The 21,785-nt window shown below is 58.3% G+C and carries 16 protein-coding genes; 9 read left to right on the top strand and 7 right to left on the bottom strand.

Annotation, left to right across the window (positions count from 1 at the left end; genetic code table 11):
* Positions 1–184: 184 nt before the first annotated feature.
* Positions 185–1,807: an L-lactate permease gene (locus tag HMPREF2712_RS08775; protein ID WP_070819780.1), complete on the top strand. Its 1,623-nt coding sequence runs from the start codon at positions 185–187 to the stop codon at positions 1,805–1,807.
* Positions 1,808–2,082: 275 nt separating this feature from the next.
* A complete protein-coding gene (locus HMPREF2712_RS08770; RefSeq protein WP_070819779.1) occupies positions 2,083–2,472 on the top strand; it encodes a DUF1304 domain-containing protein in 390 nt (129 codons plus the stop codon).
* Positions 2,473–2,608: 136 nt separating this feature from the next.
* Here HMPREF2712_RS08770 and HMPREF2712_RS08765 read toward each other — a convergent pair whose 3' ends face one another.
* A complete protein-coding gene (locus tag HMPREF2712_RS08765) occupies positions 2,609–3,397 on the bottom strand; it encodes a DNA-3-methyladenine glycosylase I (RefSeq protein WP_070629541.1) in 789 nt (262 codons plus the stop codon).
* Between the two features lie 215 nt (positions 3,398–3,612).
* Positions 3,613–4,224 carry a methylated-DNA--[protein]-cysteine S-methyltransferase gene (locus tag HMPREF2712_RS08760; protein ID WP_070600458.1) on the bottom strand — a complete coding sequence of 204 codons (612 nt, stop codon included), beginning with the start codon at positions 4,222–4,224 and terminating at the stop codon, positions 3,613–3,615.
* A gap of 334 nt (positions 4,225–4,558) precedes the next feature.
* Between HMPREF2712_RS08760 and HMPREF2712_RS08755 the strand changes: the two genes are divergently transcribed.
* Positions 4,559–5,176 (top strand): hypothetical protein, encoded by a 618-nt coding sequence (locus HMPREF2712_RS08755; protein ID WP_070819778.1) that lies wholly within the window; start codon positions 4,559–4,561, stop codon positions 5,174–5,176.
* A gap of 69 nt (positions 5,177–5,245) precedes the next feature.
* Here the strand turns inward: HMPREF2712_RS08755 and HMPREF2712_RS08750 are convergent, their stop codons facing one another.
* The 4 genes from HMPREF2712_RS08750 to HMPREF2712_RS08735 all read right to left on the bottom strand — a co-directional run bounded on the left by HMPREF2712_RS08750 (position 5,246) and on the right by HMPREF2712_RS08735 (position 10,715).
* On the bottom strand, positions 5,246–5,560 hold the full coding sequence (locus tag HMPREF2712_RS08750; RefSeq protein ID WP_246828705.1) for an N-acyl-D-glutamate deacylase: 315 nt from the start codon (positions 5,558–5,560) through the stop codon (positions 5,246–5,248).
* 666 nt (positions 5,561–6,226) lie between these two features.
* Positions 6,227–7,783 (bottom strand): glycerol kinase GlpK, encoded by a 1,557-nt coding sequence (gene glpK / locus HMPREF2712_RS08745; RefSeq protein ID WP_070616624.1) that lies wholly within the window; start codon positions 7,781–7,783, stop codon positions 6,227–6,229.
* A gap of 42 nt (positions 7,784–7,825) precedes the next feature.
* Complete coding sequence (locus HMPREF2712_RS08740) at positions 7,826–8,623, bottom strand: MIP/aquaporin family protein (protein WP_005507711.1); 798 nt, start codon at positions 8,621–8,623, stop codon at positions 7,826–7,828.
* 346 nt (positions 8,624–8,969) lie between these two features.
* Positions 8,970–10,715, bottom strand: a complete 1,746-nt coding sequence (locus HMPREF2712_RS08735) for a glycerol-3-phosphate dehydrogenase/oxidase (RefSeq protein WP_049354899.1) — start codon at positions 10,713–10,715, stop codon at positions 8,970–8,972.
* 122 nt (positions 10,716–10,837) lie between these two features.
* On the opposite strand from HMPREF2712_RS08735, the gene HMPREF2712_RS08730 reads away from it, so the two are divergent.
* The 3 genes from HMPREF2712_RS08730 to HMPREF2712_RS08720 all read left to right on the top strand — a co-directional run bounded on the left by HMPREF2712_RS08730 (position 10,838) and on the right by HMPREF2712_RS08720 (position 14,223).
* Entirely contained in the window at positions 10,838–11,785 is a 948-nt protein-coding gene (locus tag HMPREF2712_RS08730; RefSeq protein ID WP_070616621.1) for a sugar-binding transcriptional regulator, read from the top strand.
* A gap of 261 nt (positions 11,786–12,046) precedes the next feature.
* Positions 12,047–13,423 (top strand): hypothetical protein, encoded by a 1,377-nt coding sequence (locus tag HMPREF2712_RS08725; RefSeq protein WP_005506593.1) that lies wholly within the window; start codon positions 12,047–12,049, stop codon positions 13,421–13,423.
* An 11-nt stretch (positions 13,424–13,434) separates the two neighbouring features.
* Positions 13,435–14,223, top strand: a complete 789-nt coding sequence (locus HMPREF2712_RS08720; protein WP_070819776.1) for a transcriptional initiation protein Tat — start codon at positions 13,435–13,437, stop codon at positions 14,221–14,223.
* A 180-nt stretch (positions 14,224–14,403) separates the two neighbouring features.
* Here the strand turns inward: HMPREF2712_RS08720 and HMPREF2712_RS08715 are convergent, their stop codons facing one another.
* Positions 14,404–15,330: a LysR family transcriptional regulator gene (locus HMPREF2712_RS08715; RefSeq protein ID WP_049354895.1), complete on the bottom strand. Its 927-nt coding sequence runs from the start codon at positions 15,328–15,330 to the stop codon at positions 14,404–14,406.
* A gap of 513 nt (positions 15,331–15,843) precedes the next feature.
* On the opposite strand from HMPREF2712_RS08715, the gene HMPREF2712_RS08710 reads away from it, so the two are divergent.
* From HMPREF2712_RS08710 to HMPREF2712_RS08700, 3 genes are all read left to right on the top strand, one after another.
* A complete protein-coding gene (locus HMPREF2712_RS08710) occupies positions 15,844–19,335 on the top strand; it encodes a bifunctional proline dehydrogenase/L-glutamate gamma-semialdehyde dehydrogenase (RefSeq protein WP_070819775.1) in 3,492 nt (1,163 codons plus the stop codon).
* A 336-nt stretch (positions 19,336–19,671) separates the two neighbouring features.
* Positions 19,672–20,064, top strand: a complete 393-nt coding sequence (gcvH, locus tag HMPREF2712_RS08705) for a glycine cleavage system protein GcvH (RefSeq protein WP_005507722.1) — start codon at positions 19,672–19,674, stop codon at positions 20,062–20,064.
* Between the two features lie 609 nt (positions 20,065–20,673).
* The gene (locus HMPREF2712_RS08700) at positions 20,674–21,447 is read left to right on the top strand and encodes a transcriptional regulator FtsR (RefSeq protein ID WP_005506588.1); all 774 of its coding nucleotides are present in this window, start codon (positions 20,674–20,676) and stop codon (positions 21,445–21,447) included.
* Positions 21,448–21,785 lie beyond the last annotated feature (338 nt).

The following is a 21,785-nucleotide window of genomic DNA, read 5'->3' as shown; positions in this document are numbered from 1 at the left end:
TTCAGCCAAGGCTACAACACAGACACATGATGTTGCTACGCCTTTCACGTTCAGGGACCCTCAGCGGTAGAGGCGTCGTGAGGCTACGCCTCGTGCTACCCCATAAGGGCAGGCGGACGCACCCTACAGCGGCATCCAAACCGCTGTAGGTACACCCTGCGGCGAGGAAGGACATACCACTCTCATGTGGTCGCAGACCTACGATCCCCTCAACTCCCCGGTGCTCTCTGCACTCGTAGCGGCATCCCCCATTATTCTTTTTCTACTCTGCCTCACGGTTTTCAAACTCAGCGGCATCAAATCAGCGCTAATCACCCTAGCCCTGACCCTGTGCATCGCACTCGGAGTCTTCCACCTGCCCTGGACAGCAGCCGCAGGTTCTATTTTCTACGGATTCCTCTCAGCGCTATGGCCTATTGCATGGATTGTGCTCATGGCAGTGTGGCTCTACCGCATCGCGGTGCGCAGCGGAAAATTCGCCATCGTGAGGTCCTCCGTCTCCTCAATCTCAGCAGACCAGCGCATCCAGGTGCTACTCATCGCCCTCTGCTTTGCCGGGTTTATTGAGGGTGCGGCGGGCTTCGGCATCCCGATTGCTATTTCTGTGGCGCTACTGGTTGCCCTGGGCTTCAACCCGCTCAAAGCCGCTATGCTCTCCCTGGTCGCTAACGCCACCGTGGGCGCCTACGGTGCGGTCGGTATTCCTGTGACCACCGGTGCCGCTATCGGTAACGTAGACCTGGGGCACCTATCCAACCAGATGGTTTGGGTCCTGCAGATCTTTGCGGCCCTCGTACCCGTGCTCGTGGTAGCTATTCAGGACGGTCTGCGCGGCATTCGTGAGGTAGGCTTAGTAGCGCTCGCAACCGGTATCGTGATTTCTGGCCTGCAGAGCATCATGCTGTGGGTCCTGCAGGACCCCGAGCTCATCGGCATTGTGCCGCCCCTTGTCGGCCTGGTGTTCCTGGCAGTAGTGATGCGTTTCTGGCAGCCCAAGAACATCTATCGCGAGCCCACCGCACCGACTCTAGAAGAGCTCTCCGCACAGGACGAACCGACGTACACCCTGCGCGAAGTTGCGAGCGCCTGGAGCCCCTTCATCTTCCTTTCCATCACCATCCTGCTCTGGTCCACCGTGCTGCGCCCCGTCTTTGACCATAACGGAGCCCTGGGTTTTGCAAACCTGAGCTTCCACGTGCCCGGTATCCACCATCAGATCGGCGACGGTGAAGGCCTCGCTATCCACGCAGTCTTCAACTGGAACATTCTGGGTGCGGCGGGTACCGCCATTTTGGTGGCGGCTCTGCTCTCTGCGTTCACTTCGAAAATTACCGTCCGTGAGACTCTGGAAGAACTCAACGGCGCATGGCAGCAGTTGAAGAAGCCCATCTACATGATTTGCCTGGTCATGTCCGTAGCAAACCTCATGAACTACGCGGGCATGACCTCCTCCATCGCTCTGGCGGTAGCTACCGCGGGTGCACTCTTCCCGCTCTTCTCGCCCATAATCGGCTGGGTTGGCGTGTTCGTGACCGGTTCGGTGACCAACAACAACGTGCTCTTCGCCGGTCTGCAGGCAAGCACCGCGCATCAGATTGGTGTAGACCCCGCCATGCTGGTTGCAGCCAATACCTCCGGTGGTGTGATGGGTAAGATTGTGTCCCCGCAGTCGATTGCGGTGGCGGTTGCCGCCGTGAACGAGGCAGGGCAGGAGTCGAAGGTTACCTCCATAACCATCAAGTACAGTCTCTTCCTGCTGGTACTGCTGTGCATGTGGACGTACCTGCTCACGCTCATCGTGCACTAGGCTTTTTAAGCGATTTTTCCTGTCTTCGAAGAAGAACCGGAGAGATACGCAGAACGCTCGTTGCGAGGTCATGTCGCGGCGAGCGTTCGCCGTATCTGAGGTACCCAATGTCATACGATGAGGATAATCCGCCCGGCAGGAGTAGAATTAGTGTTTGTGCCCACACACCGGAGACGTGCACAGGAGAGGCTGCCCGGCTGTTATCTGTGCGTTACTCGCTCGCCCGCTGCGTGAGACACACGGCTAACAGATGACCTACTACTCAAGGAGAAACAATGCAGGCACTCGCAACGGTCACCACCGTTTTTGCCTTCGTAGCAATCGCTATTCACGTGTACATCTGGATTATCGAATCCTTCCTCTGGACTAAGCCCAAGGGCCGCGAAACCTTCGGAATGACCGAAGAATTCGCCGAGTCCACCAAGGAGATGGCGGCAAACCAGGGCCTGTACAACCTGATGCTCGCCTGGATCGCCGCAACCGGTCTGCTCGCTTTCTGGTTCGGCTCCCCGCAGGTGGGTGTGGCACTCATGTTCGCAGGCCTGGGCTCCATGGCGATTGCCGGTGTCTACCTGTTCCTCACCTCCCCGGATAAGCGTAAGCCGGCGCTGATTCAGCTGACCCCGCCGCTGCTGTCTTTGATCTTCCTCTTCGTGATGATCTAACCCTGTGACGACCTAATTCAGAGCGGAACATCTCAACGTATAGAAGCCGCGTGCTTACTTCTACGAAGTGGCGCGCGGCTTTTCTGCGCCCTTAGACGCGAGCACGCCGAGTGAGGGGAGCTTAGGGCGAGGGGGCTTAGGTAAAGAGCCCCGAACAGCCTCGCCGATGCGAACCCACCAGGTGAGCGTCGACCATACCGACCGCGCACATGAGCGCATAGGCGGTCACCGGACCCAAGAACACACCTCCTAGAGCTTTAAAAGATTTGGCAAGAAGCGCGGACTCGGGTGTATCTGTCGGAATATCGTCCAGGGTATGCGGTGCGATAGTCTCGCGCGGTGCGAAGGACCACAGCCACGCCGGCAGCCCGCCCGGTACACGCGTGCCATCGGATAGGGTGCGCTCGCGCATCCGGTCCAAATCTTCATCGCGGAGCGTACGAACTCGACGGCGGCAGGCATTCGGCGCTTCAACGCTATCCGTATTGGTCGGGGTAGAAGAGTGGGTGATAAGGGGAAGATGAACATCCTCTGCGGAGGCGTCACGCGGCGTGGCGGCAAGCTCACGCATCCGAAGGGTCAATTGTGCATTGGAGATGACCGCGCGAATCTTCCGCTCGTTACGGATAATCTCTTCGTCCTGGAGGAGTCGCGCAACATCCTGGTCGGTGAACGCGGCCACGCGTTCGGGATCGAACCCCTCGAAAGCGCGACGAAATGCCTCACGGCGGGCAAGAATCGTGCGCCAGGAGAGGCCCACCTGAAAAGCTTCGAGGCTCAGGGCTTCGAAGAGTCCCCGCTCATCGGTGACGGGCATGCCCCATTCGGCGTCGTAGTAGTCGCGCAGAAGCTTATCGGTCACCCACATGGGGTAGCTCGGGGTGTTTTCGAGGGGGTTGGCGGGAATAGTAGGTTGCGAGGTCACGGTTTCTCCTCTCTGAGATTGCTGTGCTCATCCGAGTATTTCGGAAGCATGTTCTACTTAAACACTAGCCCTAGCGTGAGTAAATCGCAAGTATATTCGATTATGTGTCGTGGTGCAGAGCAACGAAACCGAAAACAGGTACGACAGAGGGCGGAGCCTGCATCCGATGCACGCTCCGCCCTCTGATAAGTCTCAATCACTGCCGGGTGACCTAGCTAGAAGAGCCGCGCCTCCCGCACCTCTTCCGGCTCCTCCAGATCGAGAAGGAACTGCTTACGCTCAACACCGCCAGCGTAGCCAGTCAAACTACCATCAGCACCAATAACGCGGTGACACGGAATCATAATAGAAACCTTATTGCGGCCGACCGCCTGCCCCACAGCCTGCGCCGGAGCACCGGGGCCAACCGCACGCGAAATCTCACCGTAAGTGGTGGTGTACCCGGCAGGAACAGTCTTCAGGTGCTCCCACACAATCAGCTGAAAATCGGTGCCCTCAGGATCTAGCGGCAACGTAAAAGAAGTGCGCTTGCGCTCAAAATACTCGGAGAGCTCTGCCGCAGCACGCGACAGCAGCTGTGCCGCAGCATACTTGCCGGTAGGCTCTTCACCTTCAGTAGCGCTGTGATCCCGCAGGTAGGCGTCAGGATTCTCAATCAGTCCACCAAGCTCATGAGGGAGCGGAAAATGCGCCTGGTCCTCGTACCAGATGCCGACAACCGCATCCGCGCGGGCGGCGATGTAGAGAGTGCCCACGGGGCTTGCGTAGCGCGTGTACCAGCGCGCGAGCGCTTCCGGCGGCTGCGGCGAATCGGTCGCTTTGGTCATGCTCTTCCTCGTAGGCTCCAGGGCGTGTACTGCAGATGGTATTAGAGATAAATATCCCTTTCAACCATCATAGGGGAGGGGCGCCTCCGTACCGTACCCGTAGCGGGTTTTTGTCTATAACTAACCGCTACGAGATATATGCATCGCCGGTTATGCCTCTCACTGTGCCCCGTCAATTTTGATTGAGCCCCAAGAGCTGGCATTCTGTGAAGTACACACCGATACACCGCAATTCAATACTCCGGCTTCTCCACCCCGCACCGGGTGGGGGATGACCTGTGTTTCTCGTGCCCCAACGATGGGTTCAACGACGACTGAAATTGCAAGGAGAAACATGGAAGATCTGAAAGACCTCCGCCGGCAACTCAAGGAAAACCCGGAGAGTCGAGAGCTCAATAACCGTTACGCGCAGGCGTGCCTCGACATTGCGAAAGAATATACCGTTATGTCGCAGGGGCATATCTTTATTTGCTCGCCCTCAGATTTCGAAGCCGTACAGTATGTCATGGCCAAGATCCCTAACACTTCGCTTCTAGACGGTGAAACTCTGGAGGAATACAAACGCCTGGAGAGAGCTGTTACCCAAGCTCGTATAAATAGAGGTAGGCCCGGTAGCATGATGGGCATTTACTATGCCATCATCCTTTTTATAGTGATGCCTATAATGGCGGTACCAATCCTTGCGCTGTGGGAACTTACCGCGGGGAGCACCTCAGACCACACCCGCGACCCGAGAGCCCTCATTTACCTGATTCCTGTCGCTCTCATTACCGCTGCGCTCCTCTGGGTTGGGTGGCTTTTTGAACGAATCCCCGGCTGGAAATATAACGCTCTGATCGTCGAAGAGAACAAAAGACTAGAACTAGCCAGAGCCGAAGCTGAAACGCGTCAAAGTACTGACTCAAACCGTTCAGACATGGTTGCAGTACCGGACTCTGAACCGCAATCTTAAAGTAAATGTGCCGCCTCACCGGTATCAGTGAGGCGGCACATTTATGCTGTCTAGGGGATGAGGAGCTCGCTACTTAGCGGATGCTCCATCAGCATTGCCCTCCGTGTGGTGCAGGTGCGGCAGGTGAGTCGAGTGCAGGTCGTGACCGAGCACATCGTGCGCGTCCGGGTCCTCGTTCGGGAGCACGTGCGAGTACTTGGAGTAGTAGCGGTACAGTGCGTAGGCGCCAATCACCGTCAGCACGATAGCAATGCCCAGAGCCCACGGCACAGCGGCGGCAGAATACATAACAGAGAAGAGCACCAACAGCCAGGAGAGAGCAGCTGCAAGAACCGAAACGTTCATAGCAATAATTGCAAGCTTGCGGCGACGGACATCAACCATAATCGGTGCGGGAAACCCGCTCCCTCCTTCCAACGGAGCCTCTCTCCGTTCTCACGACCACCGGAAGGTGCCAGATGCGTAACTAACCGCCATCTTCGGTGGTCAGAATAGAATCATAAGCCTATATATCTATGATACGGCGCTTGAAGTGGACATCAAAGGCAAACAAGCGCCGTTAGACCAAACCCACACAACATGTGAACGGGTATCTCAACAAGGGGCATAAAACCAGTGATTTTTACAGCGAGATCTGCAACACGAAAAGCGAACCCCACTCATCGTTAACGCAGAGAACCCAGTAACAAGAGATAAAAGTCCGTCCGCCGCGGTACGGGAAGCACCACGGCGGACGGGAACGTAAATAAAGTATCAGCGCGAACCGTCAACTCCTGTCAGGACAGCGCATGAATATGTCGCGTACGCGTCCTGTGCGGTACTGACACCTCACGAACAACACCGCGCCAGGTGATCGGCGGAAGATACCAAATTTACAAAAACCAACGGTACCCCCAGCACTAATTTTTGTAGAAATTACGCCGCAATAAACGCTGAATTGAGCGTCATAAAACAGCGAAAAGCCCCGGCTACTTCAACCCCATAGCGGGGGAGAAGCAGCCGGGGCGTCGCTAGTACGCGGGCCGTGCCGTTAGGCAACGGGTGCTGCGATTAGGCGGTCGGAACGTCCTCGTCAACCCACTCGAGGGTGCGGGAGACAGCCTTCTTCCACAGGCGGTACTGGCGGTCGACCTCTGCAGGCTCCATGGAGGGCAGCCAACGCTTGTCTTCAACCCAGTTGTCCACAACGTCCTGCTCGCCGGTCCAGAAACCAACAGCGATACCTGCAGCGTATGCTGCGCCCAGAGCGGTGGTCTCAACAACCTTCGGGCGGATCACGGGAACGCCGAGGATGTCAGCCTGGAACTGCATTAGGAACTCGTTAGCGGTCATGCCGCCGTCCACGCGCAGCTCGGAGAGCTCAACACCGGAGTCAGCGTTCATTGCGTCCAGAACTTCACGGGTCTGGAATGCGGTTGCTTCCAGCGCCGCACGCACGATGTGTGCACGGTTCACGTAGCGGGTCAGACCAACGATGACGCCGCGAGCGTCGGAACGCCAGTGAGGCGCGAACAGGCCGGAGAATGCGGGAACAACGTAGCAGCCGCCGGAGTCCTTGACGGAGGTAGCCAGTTCCTCAGACTCTGCAGCGTGCTCAATCATGCGCAGGTTGTCGCGCAGCCACTGGATCAGGGAGCCGCTCATTGCGACCGAGCCTTCCAGAGCGTAGACGGGTGCTGCATCGCCAATCTTGTATGCGACGGTGGTCAGCAGACCATTGTTGGAGAAGACAGGCTCATTGCCGGTGTTCATGAGCATGAAGTTACCGGTACCGTAGGTGTTCTTCGCCATGCCCTTCTCGAAGCAAGCCTGACCGAAGGTTGCAGCCTGCTGGTCGCCGAGGATACCCGCGATAGGGGTGCCTGCGAGCAGACCGGTCGCGCGGCCGAAGCCGTACACCTCGGAGGAGGACTTGATCTCGGGCAGCATGCTCATGGGGATACCCATATCTGCAGCAATCTGCGGATCCCATTCGAGGGTGCGGATGTTCATCAGCAGGGTGCGGGATGCGTTGGTTACGTCGGTGACGTGCACGCCGCCGTCAACACCACCGGTCAGGTTCCAGACCAGCCAGGTGTCGGTGTTGCCGAAGAGCAGGTCGCCGCGTTCTGCGCGCTCGCGTGCGCCTTCAACGTTGTCCAGGATCCACTTGATCTTGGGGCCGGAGAAGTAGGTGGAGAGGTTCAGGCCGACGATGTCGTGGTACTTGCCAACGCCCTCTTCGCCTGCGAGCTCTTCAACGATTTCCTGGGTGCGGGTGTCCTGCCAGACGATTGCGTTGTAGACGGGCTCGCCGGTGTTCTTGTCCCATACGACGGTGGTTTCACGCTGGTTGGTGATGCCGACTGCAGCGATTTCGTGGTGGTTGACTTCGCCGTTTGCCATAGCGGTTGCTACGACCTTACGGACGTTCTGCCAAATTTCGGTTGCGTTGTGCTCGACCCAGCCTGCCTTGGGGAAGATCTGCTCGTGCTCGAGCTGACCGTGCGCTACGTTCTCGCCCGCCTTGTTGAACAGGATCGCGCGGGAGCTCGTCGTGCCCTGGTCAATGGAGAGGATGTACTTGCGCTCGACGTTGAGGGTTGCGGAGTGCAGAGAAGTCGTCATTGATTTTTCCTTAGAACAAAAGAACGGGGGTATTAGAGAGGTTTAGAGGGGCAGAACTGCCGGAACGATCAGGCCTGCGAGGATAGCGCCGATGATCGGGCCAACAACCGGAACCCAAGCGTAAGACCAGTTGGAACCGGTCTTACCGGGGATGGGCAGGAAGGTGTAGGCGATACGGGGGCCGAGGTCACGGGCGGGGTTGATAGCGTAACCGGTTGCGCCACCAAGGCTCATACCGATAGAAACAACGACCAGGGCAACAGCCAAGGGGCCAATCTGGGCGGGGGTCTTACCGGATGCGATGATCCAGCCAATCAGGACGAAGGTGCCGATAATCTCGGTGAGCAAGTTCCAGCCGTAGGACTTGATAGCGGGGCCGGTTGCGAAGATGCCGAGGCGGTCCCCCGGGTCCTCATCGAAGTGCTTCTTGTAAGTCAGGTAGGCTGCGGTTGCACCAGCCATTGCGCCGAGCATCTGAGCGACGATGTACAGGGTGATGTTCAGCGGGGTTGCGGGAACGCCAGTTGCCAGGTCGCGGCCTGCAGTTGCCAGGCCAACGGTCACAGCGGGGCTCAGATGTGCACCGGAGTGGAAGGAGAGGTATACGGCGGTGAACACTGCCAGACCCCAACCGAAGGTGATAACAACCCAGCCTGCGTCCTTAGCATAGGACTTCTTGAGGGTCACTGCGGCGCATACGCCGGCACCGAGCAGAATCAGGATGAAGGTGCCGAAGAACTCGGAAAGTACAAAACCAAGAGTGGTGGGGGCACCGGATGCATCCACGAGTGCGGATGAGCCGGCTGCAAGTACAGTTCCTGCGGAAGCAAGAAGAGACATTGATGCTCCTTGAAGACGAAGCGTCTGGAAGGCAAGCGAACCGATGCTTGTTTGTTCCTGTGCCGTCCTCCCCGCAATGCGGTTTTGGGGGCACAACGCTGTGCTGAAATGTGTAGCGGATTGCTACGAAAAATTGATAGATGTTTTTGGATGAGAAGCAGATCGTACCAGTGGGTTAACCCTGTATTTAGCTCGCTGCTTCTTATGCAGGGGATTATCGTAAACGGTTATTTAACCTCTCGTCCACCCCTCACCGAAAATATGAGATAACCCATGCTCGGTGAGGGGCGAACGGTCGGTTCGTACCGGATAACCGGTCACGAAAGGTGCGTGGAATCTCTAAGGATTAGAGCTTTACGCGGGGTGCCACGGGGGTGACAGCCTCAATCTTTGCCGATGCCTCAGCGTCGGTGGAAGTGGACTCTGCCTCGCGGATAGCCTGTACGCGTGCGGTGTAGAGGTCGAGTTCCTCCTTGACCTTCTTGTCGTCCCAGCCGAGCTCGGCACGCAGGATGTCGAGGATCTCGTCTGCTGCTGCCAGGCCGCGGTCGCGCTGCTCAAGGTCGAGGCGTACGCGGCGGACCAGAACGTCCTCCAGGTGCAGTGCACCTTCGTAGCGGACAGCGAAGACGACGTCTGCACGCAGGAACTGGGGTGCCTTAGCCAGGGGAGCACCGAGGGAGGGGTCAGCGTCGATGAGAGCGCCGAGGTCCTCAATCTGCGCGCCGTAACGCTCGAGCAGGTGGGTGATACGGTCCTCATCCCAGCCGTAACGCTCTGCGTAGCGTGCACGGTTAGCAGCGATTGCGTGGTAGCCGTCTGCACCGACCAGGCCGATGGTTGCGGTTACGGAGGGGTTCTGCTTAGCCTGCTCGCCCAGCGCGAAGTCGACAGCGTCGGCAGCCATGACACGGTAGGTGGTGAGCTTGCCGCCTGCGATGGCGCTCATGCCGGGTGCAACCTCGGTCACGGTGTGCTCGCGGGAAACCTTGGTGGATGCTGCGCCGTCCTTGACCTTGGGCTGCAGCAGCGGGCGCAGGCCGGTGTAGGTGCCGATGATGTCTTCGCGGGTCAGCGGGTTAGCGATCAGCTTGTTCGCCTGCATCAGGACGTAGTCGATGTCCTTGCTGGTTGCGACGGGGCGCTCGCGGTCCTCGGTGTAGGGGGTGTCGGTGGTACCGATGATCCAGTAACGCTGCCAGGGGATGATGAAGAGAACGGACTTCTCGGTCTTGGTGAAGATACCGCTGGTTGCGTTGATGCGGTCGCGGGGAACCACGATGTGGATACCCTTGGATGCCAGAACCTCCAGGCCACCCTCGGGGTTAGCCAGGGATTCGGACTCTTCGGTCCACACGCCGGTTGCGTTGATGACGTGCTTTGCGCGCACGTTCAGGCGCTCGCCGGTCTCCAGGTCTGCCAGCTCTGCGCCGATGACGCGGCCGGATGCGTCCTTGGTGAAGCCGACAACCTGGGTGCGGGATGCAGCCAGTGCGCCGTAGCTTGCAGCGGTGCGGACGACGTCGATGACGAGGCGTGCGTCGTCAACGCGTGCGTCGTAGAACTGGATTGCGCCGCTGAATGCGGAGTCCTTGATATCGGGGAAGACGGTCTTGGTGCCGGCCTTGGTGAAGTGACGCTGGGAGGGGACGCCCTTGTTGCCGCGGGAGCCGAGGAATGCCAGGGTGTCGTACATGCCGATGCCGATTGCGGAGTATGCGCGCTCGATGACGGGCATCTTCAGGGGCCACAGGAAGGGCTGTGCGTGCACGAGGTGGGGTGCAATCTTGTTCAGCAGCAGGCCGCGCTCGGTGAGAGCTTCGGTCACGAGCTTGAAGTCGAGGTTGTAGAGGTAGCGCAGGCCGCCGTGAACGAGCTTGGAGGACCATGCACTGGTGCCTGCAGCCCAGTCACCTGCTTCGACGATACCGGTGCGCAGACCGCGGGTTGCTGCGTCGAGGGCAATACCTGCACCGGTAATGCCGCCGCCCACAACCAGGATGTCGAGTTCTTCGTTGACCATGCTCTTGAGTGCCTTGGCGCGGGACTCAGCGGTCAGCTGGGACTGCTGTGCAATGTGCTGGGAGCTCATGTAGTGCTCTTTCTTGTCGTGCCGCGTGCGCGGCGTGGGGTTTCATCTTGCAAATAGTAAAACCCAATGGTGAAATAATAACCAAGTAGTTTGAACGGATTTTCACTGGGGGTCTGGGGTCGATGAACGAACGCGCTAACCACACTTACGAGGCGGCGCAGCTGTACTACATCCACAACATGACGATGGATGCTATCGCGGCTCGTCTGGGGGTTTCTCGAGCCACGGTGTCGCGTCTGCTTAAAAGTGCTCGTGAGAGCGGCATGGTGCAGATCCGTCTGGATGATTCCTTCCGTGCCCGCAGCGAGCTTGAGCGCCGCATCGGCGAGCGCTATAAGGTGCGCGTTACTCTCGTGAATGTCCGTTCGGACGCCACCCCTATTGCCCGTATGAGTCAGGTATCCCGTACTGCGGCGGCTCTACTTGATTCCCTGATTGATAATGGAACGAGCCTGGGTGTGGCGTGGGGTTCAACGATGACTGAGATTTCTCGTCATCTGCCGCGCCGCCCTCTGAAGGGCGTGACGGTGGTTCAGCTGAATGGTGCCGGTAACGCGCACCATTCGGGCATTCCGTACCTGGGTTCCTTGCTGGGGCAGTTGGTGAATGCCTATGATGCGCAGACTATCCATTTTCCGGTTCCCGCGTTCTTTGACTATGCGGAGACGAAGACCGCCATGTGGCGTGAGCGTAGCGTGCAGAAGAATCTGCATGCCCAGCAGAATGTTGACCTTGCTATTTTTGGCGTGGGTGCTTTTGGCGGGCCTATTCCTTCTCACGTGTACTCGGGCGGCTATTTTGAGGTGCAGGAGCAGCGTCAGTTGCGTGAGCTGGGCGTTGTGGGGGATATGTGCACGATTCTTCTGCGTGAGGACGGCTCGTGGGCTGATCTTGAGTTGAATAAGCGTGCGTCCGGTCCGACTCCGAAGGAGCTGGCTCGTATTCCGCGCCGTATTTGCGTTGCGTCCGGTACTCACCGTGTGCGTGCTTTGCGCGGCGCGTTGCGTACGGGTGCGATTACTGACTTGGTTCTTGATGATGCTCTGGCAAAGGCGCTCATGGAGAAATAGCTATAAATTATCGCCTCGAGTGCGAGAGTCTGTGGCGATGGGTTAAAGGGGCACCTTGAATCTGAAAGGGTAGTGCTGAGAGTTTTCCTGGTGAAGCTCTCAAGCGTCGCCTGAACAATGTTTCAAGGTGCCCTTTAGTGTCGTCAAAAACTGCTTTCTGACCCTACAATGTGAAACGTTTGCGCATGTAAAAATGCATATTAGTGCACTCCGTTGAATCCAATGAAGGTGTGCGCCACTCACCGTTAGAAAGAACCAACCATGACCCCCACCTATAACGCCCAGGCGAATCCGCACCTGGGCGCTCCCGGCATCACCACGATGCACGGTGATGCCCAGTCCTCTGACGCTACTCCTCTTGCCGGCCCCGGCGCTGGCGACTGGAAGATTACCGGCACAAAGCTTGGCGGCGCCTGCCCGACGATTCTTGCCGGACGCGACGGCTTCATTCAGGTGCTCTGCACCCAGGTCTTCGCCCACGGCGAGTTCATTACCCCGAAGCTCTCTATTCTTGATCCGCATACCGGCCGCGAGCTCTCCCACCTGGACATCCCGAAGGGTGCACTGCTCGGTGGCGTGTACGCCTACCTTGACGCGCAGGACCGCATGGTTCTGGTGGATGGCTCTCAGTGCCTGCTGCGCCTCTCCCACTCTGCTGACGGACGCAGCATCCGAGTTGATGAGCGTATTGACCTGAGCCGCATGCTCGCCCAGAGTGCCAATGACGCTGTGGTTGGTCTGGTGCCCGACTGGTCCGGTCGCATTTGGGTTGCGACGAAGAACGGCTACATCGCGGTGATTGATTCTGCCCGCGGCACGATTCGCTCGATGCGCCTGAATAAGGCGTCGATTGCGGGTGAGCGTATTGATAACTCGATTTCGGCGTGCCCGCAGGGCGTGAGCGTGGTGACTTCTCACGCTATTTATATGCTGAACGCTACTGCAACCGGCGCGCCCACCCTCAAATGGTGGCATGCGTACGACCGCGGTAGCGCCCGCAAGCCGGGTAAGCTCGCGTGGGGTTCCGGTGCCTCCCCGACGTTCTTTGGCCCGAACGGTTCGGATTACGTGATGCTGACCGATAACTCTGATATTCAGGAGTCGGTCATTGTGTACCGCACCGATAACGGCGCGAAGGTCGGTAGCGCCGGCCTGTTTACTGCCGGTACCTCTGGCACTGAGAACTCCATGATCGGTGTGGGTAACACGATGGTCGGCGCAAGCACCTACGGCTACCCCTACCCGAAGTACCCGGAGGGTGCCGGCCCGTCGGTTCCTGCGAATGCGCTTTTTGCTCCCGGTATGGAGCGTTGGGATATTACCGACCGCGGTCTGCGTAAGATTTGGGACCGTAAGGACGTGTACTCTTCGGCTGTTCCTCGCTATTCCACCGCTGACGGTCTGATTTACACCTGTGAGCGTCGCCGAGGCCCGGCTGGTTTGGCGAATGGCGCCTACGCGTGGGCTGTCGCGCTGGACATGGAAACCGGTAAGACGATGCACGAGCAGCGCCTGCCTCAGCATGTGAGCCTGCTGCTTGGCGGTGGTGACACTCTGCAGATGGTGGGCACGATTGATCGTTACGGCACCTGGTGGCAGGGCACGATTAGCGGCGTGTACCGTATCGCGAAGGCTTAGGGGAGTAGAAAATGACTAAGAATAATCTGATGAACGCTTCTCGCCGTACCGCGTTGAAGGTTGCGGGCGCTTCGGCTGCCCTGGTGGCTGGCGGCGTGAGCGCTGCGGAGGCGGCAACTCGTTCGGGCGGTAAGCGCGCTCGCGTGACCCCCGTGACCCAGCGTCCTGGCGGACAGCGCGGCGGGCAACGCGGTCAGCACGGTGGCGCGGCGAGTTCTGCGCTGGTGCAGGTTCCGATGCGCTATAACGAGTCGTGCATCCGCCTGGAGTTGAAGGCTGCTAACGGTGTGCAGGCTGTGCCTTTGCAGAGTCAGCCGGCGCGTACTGTTGCTTTCCGGAATCTGCCGACTCGCCTGAGCATTATTAATGAGGGCAATTCGACGCTGCCGGTGGGTACTCGCCTGATGGTGCGTGCTCGCGCGCAGGACCCGAAGACTGGTTTGTTGTTGAAGCCAGCGGTGACTCTTCGTGTTTCCTCGGGTCAGGCGGTGCTGCCTTCGGGTAGCCTGGGTGCTTCGGCCCTGGTGGCTCCTGTGGATGCTCTGAATCTTGATGCGGTGCGCCGTAGCGAGCAGACCGGTCAGGCTGGTGCCGGTAGCGAGAACGTTCTGGAGTTGCGCACTGCTATTCCTCGCGGTCATCGCCTGGATATTCAGCTGAATTATCAGGTGGCTTCGGGTGTTGCCGGTTCTGCGTTGAAGCAGGTTCATGTGAGCGCTGTGCTGGATATGGCGGCGGCTGGTTTGTCCTCTTCGTTCTACGAGGTGCAGAGCTCGGCTGTGGTTGCTTCGCTGAACTAGCAGTTGGGCTGGCTCCTGTGAAGGATGGGCACGGCGGGGGAGTAGCTCCGTTGTGTGTTTTTATACCTTATATATAGGCGCCTGTTCAAAAAGGTATGTTGAAAGGTCGGGGTCGTTCGTGGGAACGGCCCCGACCTTTGCATTGTCTAGTCTGCCGGCATGGCTGGCAGTTAATTTTTCTTATGCGGTTTCGCTCCTGTCGTGTTCGCCGAATGCCACCTGCACCGCGTGGTGCAGTGCTTCGCGCACCATGGCGATGGCGGGGTTGGCGGCGGACTCTCGGCGTACGGCGGTAAAGATTTTGCGGCAGGGCTTGCCGGGCAGCTCCACGATGCGTAGCCCCTCGGTGGTGGAGAGGGAGGAGAGGATGAAACCGGGCACGATGGTGACGGCGAATCCTGCTTTGACGAGGTTGGAGTTCGTAATCATGTCATTGGCGCTGTAGCGGATGACCGGCTCGAATCCTGCGGTGCGGCACTGGTTGAGCGCCCAGCTGCGGGAGGTGTTCTGTTCCATTTCGAGAACCCAGGGCAGTGCGTGCGCTTCCTCAATCGAGGTGATGGTGGAGGTGCTGGGCACGATGAGGCTGAGCGGGTCTTCGGTGAGTAGCTCGGAATGCAGTTCGGGGTATTCGGGGATGTGGTGGTGCGGGTAGGCTTCGGAGAGCACCATGTCGTATTCGCGGCTTCGGGTCAGGGAGGTTCCGGTTTCGGGGTCGATTTGCAGTACTTGCAGGGTGAGTGAGGGTGCGTGTTCGGCAAGGTAGCTGAGGGTTTCCGGTAGCAGTGCGAAGGCCGCGGACTGGAAGATGGCGAGGCGGACCATGCCTGCGGGTTCGCCGGTGAGGTTGGCGACGGAGGTTTGCATGCGGTCGAGTTCGCGCAGGATGCTGCGGGCGCTGTCGACGATGATGAGTCCGGCGCTGGTGAGCTGTACGCGCCTGCCGATGCGCTGCAGAAGCGGGGTGCCGGTTTCTTTTTCGAGGGTGGCAATCTGCTGGGAGACGGCGGAGGGGGTGAGGCTGAGCGCTTCTGCGGCAGCGATGACGGTGCCGCGTTCTTGGATTTCGAGGAGCATTTGCATGCGTCGGATGTCGTAGATTGACATGTGTTTCCTCCCTGGCGCGCCCGGTTGTTCTGCAGATTGTGCCTCTGAGTTCTTCCGTGGTGCGTCTCTCATCGTGGACTCTTGTCTATGGTACCGCGTGGGCTTCCGGCTGGCTCTTTTTGAGACGCCTGAAGTGGGGTGCCGGCATGTTGGCTTGTGTAGCGAGTATTTTCGCGCTGAATGTGATGATTCTTAGAGCCGAAGATGCTTTTGGGACTGGTTTTGAAGTGTTCGATTGTTACGAAATCGGTTCGGTATTTGCTTTCTGAAAGTGCTAGCCTGAGAGAGATGGATAGCGATGTCGCTACAAACTTCACCTTGTCTCTTCGAACAGGAGGTTCGGAGGGGGCGCGGGGTGAAAACCTCACCGCACAATCATTTAGAAAAACTAAATGGATTTTGGAAAAAACATTCAGTTTTTCTAATGAGGTATTTATTACCCTTTTGTGGTGAAATAGAGACATCGCCAAACGTGGTGTGCACCGCACACAGTGAGATAGTTAGGAGTCAAGGATGACCCATCCTTTCGCATCTGAGCACTACCAGAAGATGGCTCTGGAAGCTCGTCAGCTTGTTCGTCAGTGGGTAAATGAGTCCCAGTCGATCAAGCCCACCTTCGCGGCTGAGCAGCTCGCCGGTGTTCTGAAGGACCCCAATGGTCTTCCCTTCACCGTCGGCTTTGTTGATGGCGTTATTCGCCCCGAAGACGACAACGTCTCCGGCCGCAACCTTTCCCGTATTTCCGGCCTGGCACCTTCCTTCCTGCCCTGGTACATGAAGTCCGCTGTTGGCTTCGGTGGCAAGCTGGCTGGCAAGGTCGCATGGCCCACCGTTCCCGTTGCACGCCGCGTGCTGCGCGAGATGGTCGGTCACCTGATTGTCGACGCTTCCGAGGAGAAGCTGGGCGACGCAATCGCAGAGCTGACCAAGACCGGTAACCGCCTGAACGTCAACCTGCTCGGTGAGGCAGTTCTGGGTGACAAGGAAGCAGAGCACCGCCTGGCTGAGACCAAGCGCCTGCTGGCACGTGACGACGTTGACTACGTCTCCATCAAGGTGTCCGCTGTTTCCGGCCCCCACCAGCACTGGGCATTCGACGAGGTCGTTGAGACCGCAGTTCGTCGCCTGACCCCCCTGTACGAGCTGGCTGCATCCACCTCCCCCAAGAAGTTCATCAACCTGGACATGGAGGAGTACAAGGACCTGGACCTCACCATTGAGGTGTTCACCAAGATTCTGGACCAGCCCCACCTGAAGGACCTGGAAGCCGGTATCGTGCTCCAGGCATACCTGCCCGACACCCTGGCTGCAATGCAGCACCTGCAGGAGTGGTCCGCAAAGCGCGTTGCTGCTGGCGGCGCAGGCATCAAGGTCCGCCTGGTGAAGGGTGCAAACCTCTCCATGGAAATCGTGGAAGCTGTTATGCACGGCTGGCCGCTGACCACCTGGGACACCAAGCAGGCTGCTGACACCAACTACAAGCGCGTTCTGGACTACGCACTGCGCCCCGAGCACGTGAAGAACGTTCGCCTCGGTATTGCAGGTCACAACCTCTTCGACGTTGCTTTCGCACTGCTGCTGTCCGAGGACCGCGGCGTGAAGGACCGCGTCGAGTTCGAGATGCTGATTGGTATGGCTGAGCAGCAGGCAGAGATCATCCGCCGTCGCGTTGGCCACCTGCTGCTGTACGTGCCCGTCGTGAACCCCAAGGAATTCGACGTTGCAATCGCATACCTGATCCGTCGTCTCGAGGAGAACGCTTCCTCCGAGAACTTCATGTCCGGTATCTTCGACCTGGCAACCGACGAGTCCATCTTCAAGCGCGAAGAGGACCGCTTCATGCGTGCACTGAACTCCGTCACCGACGAGGTTCCCGCATCCAAGCGCACCCAGAACCGTCTGACCGAGAACGAGGACAACGTCTTCGTACCGGCAGGCCGCTTCGAGAACACCCCCGACACCGACCCCGCACTCTCCGGTAACCGCGAGTGGGGCCGCGCAATCCTCGAGCGTTCCAAGACCACCAAGCTGGGCATCGACACCCTCAAGGCTAACGAGCTGACCAGCGAGGCTGAGGCTGAGAAGCTGATCAAGGAAACTGAGGAAGCTGGTAAGGCATGGGGCAAGCTCTCCGGCCACGAGCGTGCAGAGATTCTGCGCAAGGTCGGTAAGGCTATCGCACTGCGCCGCGGTGACCTGCTGGAGGTTATGGCAGCTGAGGCTGGCAAGACCCTGGAGCAGGGCGACACCGAGGTCTCCGAGGCAATCGACTTCGCATACTACTACGCAATGCTGGCTGAGGACCTCGAGAAGATCGACGGCGCAAAGCCCAAGTCTGTTGACCTGACCCTGGTTGTTCCCCCGTGGAACTTCCCGACCGCTATTCCCGCCGGTGGTGTTCTGGCTGGTCTGGCTGCAGGTTCTGCTGTCATCTTCAAGCCCGCAACCATCACCGCTCGCACCGGTGCCCTGATCGCAGAGATCATGTGGGATGCAGGCGTTCCCAAGGAAGTTCTGAAGCTCGTCAAGGTTGTTGACCGCGCTGCAGGTAAGCTGCTCATCTCGCACCCCGAGGTTGACCGCCTGATCCTGACCGGTGGTTACGAGACCGCTGAGCTCTTCCGCTCCTGGCGTGATGACCTGCCCCTGTTCGGTGAGACCTCGGGTAAGAACTCGATTATCGTCACCCCGAACGCTGACATCGACCTCGCCGTCAAGGACGTCGTCTACTCGGCATTCGGCCACGCAGGTCAGAAGTGCTCCGCTGGTTCGACCGTCATCCTGGTTGGCTCCGTTGCACAGTCCGAGCGTTTCCGTCGTCAGCTGATTGACTCCGTCAGCTCCCTGCACGTGGCACACCCGCAGGACATCGAGTCCGAGATGGGCCCCGTTGTTCAGAAGCCGGAAGAGAAGCTGCTGCGCGGTCTGACTACCCTCGGCCCGGGCGAGCGCTGGCTCATCCAGCCCAAGGAACTGGACGACACTGGCCGCCTGTGGAGCCCCGGTGTTCGCGAAGGCGTCAAGCCCGGTTCCGAGTACCACATGACCGAGTACTTCGGCCCCATCCTGGGTATCATGACCGCTGACACTCTGGAAGAGGCAATCGAGTTGCAGAACGCACCCGATTACGGTCTGACCGCAGGTCTGCACTCGCTGGATGCTGACGAGCTCGAGCTGTGGCTCTCCAAGGTTCAGGCAGGTAACCTGTACGTCAACCGTGCAATTACCGGTGCAATCGTTCAGCGTCAGCCCTTCGGTGGTTGGAAGAAGTCCACCGTTGGCTCCGGTACCAAGGCTGGTGGCCCCAGCTACCTGATCGCTCTGTCCGATTGGGAGCCCGCACAGGCAACCGCGACCGCAACCACCCAGTCCGTGACCGTCCGCGAGACCCTGGCTACCATCGAGAACTCCGAGCTGGGCAAGCGCGAGGACTTCGCATTCATCAAGCGCGGTGTCTCCTCTGACGCACACGCTTGGGACACCGAGTTCGGCTTCGGTCACGACCCCTCGAAGCTGGGCGTGGAGCGTAACATCCTGCGCTACGTACCCACCCAGGTTCTGGTTCGTGCAGACGAGTCCGCATCCGCAGCAGAGACCCTGCGCGTTGTGCTCGCCGGTCTGGCAGCTAACGCACCGGTTGCTCTGTCCGTCGGTAAGGACCTGCCGGTCGACGTCCGTGGCGTCCTCGAGAACAAGGGCATCAAGTACGAAGTCAAGTCGGACGCTCAGTTCCGCGAGTACCTGGCTTCGAACGCTAAGACCCCGGTTCGCGCACTGGCTGGTACCCCGCTGGAAGGCACCCGTATCCGCTACATCGGTAACGATGAGAAGTCCATCTACTCGGCACTGGGCGGTCGCCCGGATGTTGCAGTGTACTTCGCACCGGTCACCGAGGCTGGCCGTATCGAGATGCTGCCCTTCCTCCGCGAGCAGGCTGTTTCGATTACCGCACACCGTTTCGGTAACCCGAACCGCTTCTCCGAGCGCGTCATTTCTTCCCGCTAAGGCGCTGTGAGAGTTTAGCTCTCTAGTCTTTGGGCTCAGGGCTCTGCACCTTTCATGGTGTGGGGCCCTGAGCCTTTTGGTGTGTCTGAATGGCTGTCTGCTGGAGGTGAGTAATAGGGGTGCTTCTAGGGCCTTGGGAAGGGGTGATTGTTGAGCGGCTAGATAGGATAAGGAAAATATAGTGTCTTAGAAGTGGTACGGGGGTGTTTGGACGTGCCCCGCATTACTTCTTATGTGATAATTGGTGTAGGACGTTCCGTCATCCCACATACGGAACGACACCGTGCGCGGGACGATCCGCGCTACGCAAGAACACACTGAAAGGACACCGCTGCTATGAGCAACGTTCCCGCAGAACTCTCGTACACTTCTGAGCACGAGTGGGTTTCCGCTCTCACCGCCGAGGGCACCGTACGTGTTGGTATTACCGACCACGCTCAGGATGCACTGGGTGACGTCGTCTACGTCGACCTTCCCTCTGTCGGCGATTCTGTAGCTGCTGAGGATAGCTTCGGTGAGATTGAGTCCACCAAGTCTGTCTCCGATCTCTTTGCTCCCATCGCTGGCGAGATTGTCGCAGTGAACGAGGGCCTGGAGGATGACCCCGCACTGGTCAACTCCGATCCCTACGGCGAGGGTTGGATCATTGAGATTCGCCCCGAGAACGCTGATGATCTGGCTAACCTGCTGGATGCAGAGGCGTACAAGGCTGAGCTGGCTAAGCTCTAAGTCGATAGTCTAGCTCGATAGACTCTATAGCTCTGGCGTCCCTCGTGTTAAGAGGTACGTACTGATGAAACGGCGAGACCGATTGGTCTCGCCGTTTTTCTTTTAAAATGCACACAAACGCAAATAGTTGGGCGTATTTAAGGTTCGTCTTGAAGGTGCAGGAATTCACTAAAGGGGCTTGAAAGATGGCTAAACCCCTAGTGGGGGCCTCTTTCAAGTTAAATGTGATGAAAACTTCAACTATCGCGAGAAGATAAAATTTTCCTCGTAAAGCAGTCCAATATGAGATATATGTGTTCGAAGTATTGGAATTTTGCTAAAATTGGTACTGTCTCTACTGATTAATGTTTGATTGTGTGGCTATTTTTGGGTTCAAAAAGCCTCTGAAAAGGGCGAACTAAATAGCAAAATGCCTTGTGAGGCTATAAGATTGTCTCGAAGGTTTGCGGTTTATCATTTCGTGATAAACAACTAAACTTATCTATCACACTCTCAACACTAAGCAAAGATGTTCGGCACGAAGCGAGACCCCCGACCGGGGGAACGAGCCACTCACTCAAACTTCGGCTCGTATCGACATCGGCTGAACAAAGTACCCGAAAGACATAGATGACCTCACGCATCGATGAAAACCTCACTAACGCTGAGGTTCAACTAGAGGACGTGGAGAACGGCGACTCTGACCGTAACCCGCGTGACGTTAAGAGTCGGACCATCGGTCAGGTTCTTAGTCAGCTTGACCTGGAGTTCCCCGGAATTAGCGCATCCAAGATTCGTTTCCTGGAGGAGCGCGGTCTGGTGCACCCCAGCCGTACCGAAACCGGTTACCGCAAGTACTCCCAGACTGACATTGAGCGCCTGCGCTATATCCTCACTATGCAGCGCGACCACTACATGCCGCTCAAGGTAATCCGTCAGCATCTGGAGGACCTGGAAGCCGGACGCGTACTGAACTCCATGCCCACCACCGTAAGTGAAGACGTCCTGGATACCGTCCTCGGACCAGACGAGCAGGAAGGCCGAACATACAGCCTCCGTGAGCTGGCAGAATACGCTAACACCACTCCCGAACTGATTCGCGAGCTGATTGACTTTGGACTGCTCGAAGACGGCTCGGATGTGGAGTACACCGATTACGACGTGCTGATCGCCCGCGTGAGCGCAGAGCTGACCCAGCACGGCATTCAGCCCCGTCACCTGCGCGCATTCAAGTCTGCGGCAGACCGCGAAATCTCCCTCGTGGAAATTGCGGTAGCTCCGCTGGCTTCGCGCCGCGACGCAGCCTCCCAGGCTCAGGCGCAGGAACGAGCCGACAAGATTCGCAAGTTGTGCCTGCAGTTGCACGCAACCCTCGTCGAATCGGCAATGCCTACCTACGAGTAGGCGGCTGAAGGCGCAGACGACCGGACTGTCTACCCTTCTCAAACCCATGCGGTTCCACCGCACCCCAAACGGGGATTTCCCTCGGGAAACACCACTGACCACGGTGATTCCCTCTATAGTCCCTACCTGCACCAACGGGTAGCGGCCTCTAGACTTGGACGAAGCCGACGCTGGCACGCTCGGAATTTCTACCCCTTCGTCCAACACGAAGAGCTTTCTCACCAGGGGGCTCCCGGCCTGCCAAGGCTATTCACTCAACTCAGCTGTAAATGCGTACGGACTACCAGTCCGTACGCATTTACTTTTTAAACTCCCCCTGTATAAACTCCCCCTGTGCG

The organism is Rothia sp. HMSC064F07 (genome assembly GCF_001837265.1).
Taxonomy (GTDB): domain Bacteria; phylum Actinomycetota; class Actinomycetes; order Actinomycetales; family Micrococcaceae; genus Rothia; species Rothia mucilaginosa.
The sequence above is the reverse complement of the archived record's forward strand: the minus strand, read 5'-3'. Positions and strand labels throughout refer to the sequence as shown.